The organism is Pseudomonas sp. PA-4-8C (genome assembly GCF_021606625.1).
In the GTDB taxonomy this organism is placed as follows: Bacteria; Pseudomonadota; Gammaproteobacteria; order Pseudomonadales; family Pseudomonadaceae; genus Aquipseudomonas; species Aquipseudomonas lactis.
Window position 1 is genome coordinate 1 of the sequence record NZ_WKCD01000495.1, and the last position, 1,886, is coordinate 1,886.

Consider the following 1,886-nt stretch of genomic DNA (forward strand, 5'->3'; position numbering starts at 1 on the left):
CTGTCAGGCCGTCACGGGAGCAAGCTCCCTCGCCACAGATTTAGCGTCGTGCCGAAGTTGTGTAGATAGCTATGCTCTGATCAGCGCCCCAACCCACTCCCAGGACTCACAGACTTCCTTTATGCCACCTGCCTCACGCGACCACGCCCGTATCGAACGCCGTCTCATCGCAGCCCTGACCGACGCCTGCGAAATCGCGAAAGCTGAAATCCCGGGCTTCGAATGGCTGACCCACACCGTCGATTACCGCGCCTTTCCCCAAAGCCTGCGGGTGACCTGGGTGTTCGACAGCGTCGCGAGCAAGGCTCACGCCCTCGCGACCGGCGCGGACGCCCGTATGCGCGAGCTGACTACCGCCGCGCTGGATGACGCTGACGTGCACGTCCCGAACATCGCCCGCTGCGTCAGTTTCGACTCCGAAGAGGAATGCCACCTTCGGCATGGCGGCGATTGGCGTCGGCGATTAGCCAATGTACGGGCGATCTGAAGTCGGTCCTTCACGCCCCCGCTTTACACGTCAACCAGGCCCCCCAGAAAAGGCTGCTGAAGAAACGCGTCGCGTCGCCAAACCCGGCGTCGTGCAACAGTTTCTGAACCGCCGCTTCGGAATGGGGCGGGTCAGCACCTTGAAGGATTTTGCCGAGCTTGGCCTTCACCTCGTCCGGGGTGGCACCATGCTGACGCCAGCGTTGGCCCCATGCCGCCAGCAGCAACGGCTGGCTGGCATACGCGTAATGATTGCCCGCGACGATCAGCGGTGCCCCCGGTTTCAGGTGCGCCCGAATCGATTGCAGCATCCGGTCCTTGGCCTCATCACCCTCCAGATGGTGGAGCACACCGATCAAGGTGGCGGCGTCGTATGACGCGTCTGCTGCCAGGTCTTCAAGAGGCCCGAGATGCAGGGTGGTTCTATCAAGCAAGTGGGTCGCTTCCAACTGCTGCCTTGCCGCGTCGAGCATCGGCTGGGAGGGATCAACCGCCATAAAACGCCAGCCCGGTTCAAGGCTGGCCATGGCGATGATCTCCTGCGCCGTACCGCCGGCGCCGACCACAAGTACCCTGGCCGAAGGGGCATCGCCAAGGCTCGCCGCGAGCATGCAGGCTGCCAGATCCTGGCACGCGTCATAGCCCGCCAGCGCGATACGGCTTTGTCGTGCGTACTCGTTGGCTCTTGAGGTATCGAATTTGTCAGCAGGGTTGGGTGAGGATGAGTTCAAGGCGGTTCTCCGTGGCCTTGACGCAAATTACGGTAACCGTGGCATTAAGAAAAATGCATTAATTTTATGTGCTGCATTCCCATGTGGAATGCGGGGGCGTGCGAGTGGAGGGGTTGCAGGATCGTACAAGCCTCTGACCTGTCGGCCCGGATAGTCTGGCCTTCTCACCGACAGGAAGGCTCAGCATGACTCACCTACAGCAATCCGCCCAACCGATAAACCTCGCGCACAAAGCCTCGCTCATCGACCAGCAATGGAGCCCGAGGGTGGTCGCCGAAATGAACGACTACCAGTTCAAGGTGGTGCGCATCGAAGGCGAATTCATTTGGCACTCGCACCCGGAAACCGATGAGGCGTTTCTGGTGCTTGAAGGCACGCTGCGTATCGACCTGCCGGACGGCCCGGTGTATGTGAAACCGGGTGAATTGTATGTGGTGCCGCGTGGCATCGAGCACAGGACCGCCGCCGAGGGCGAAGCCAAGCTGATGATGATTGAGCCACGGGGCGTATTGAACACCGGGCACGAAGGTGGGGAGCGTACGGCCGAAAATGATCGGTGGATTTGAACAGACTACTCCCATGCACTTGGGCCTCCAGATCATCATTTGCAGGATGCATCTTTTCTTTATGTTTCGACACAGCCGCTGCCGGTGTCTCGTTGTATATGAT

3 protein-coding genes are annotated in these 1,886 nt (G+C 60.3%); 2 read left to right on the forward strand and 1 reads right to left on the reverse strand.

Going from position 1 to position 1,886, the window contains the following annotated elements; translation table 11 throughout:
• The first annotated feature begins 121 nt into the window (after nucleotides 1-121).
• The gene (locus GIW04_RS30370; protein ID WP_120248946.1) at nucleotides 122-487 is read left to right on the forward strand and encodes a hypothetical protein; all 366 of its coding nucleotides are present in this window, start codon (nucleotides 122-124) and stop codon (nucleotides 485-487) included.
• Between the two features lie 10 nt (nucleotides 488-497).
• On the opposite strand, the gene GIW04_RS30375 is transcribed toward GIW04_RS30370, so the two are convergent.
• Nucleotides 498-1,217: an SAM-dependent methyltransferase gene (locus tag GIW04_RS30375; RefSeq protein ID WP_120248947.1), complete on the reverse strand. Its 720-nt coding sequence runs from the start codon at nucleotides 1,215-1,217 to the stop codon at nucleotides 498-500.
• Between the two features lie 185 nt (nucleotides 1,218-1,402).
• On the opposite strand from GIW04_RS30375, the gene GIW04_RS30380 reads away from it, so the two are divergent.
• Complete coding sequence (locus tag GIW04_RS30380; RefSeq protein WP_094773807.1) at nucleotides 1,403-1,783, forward strand: cupin domain-containing protein; 381 nt, start codon at nucleotides 1,403-1,405, stop codon at nucleotides 1,781-1,783.
• Nucleotides 1,784-1,886: the final 103 nt, after the last annotated feature.

Excerpts from the sequence above, each read along its gene's own strand:
- GIW04_RS30370 (WP_120248946.1), top strand. The coding sequence starts at position 122 with ATGCCACCTGCCTCACGCGACCACGCCCGTATCGAACGCCGTCTCATC.
- GIW04_RS30380 (WP_094773807.1), top strand. The coding sequence starts at position 1,403 with ATGACTCACCTACAGCAATCCGCCCAACCGATAAACCTCGCGCACAAA.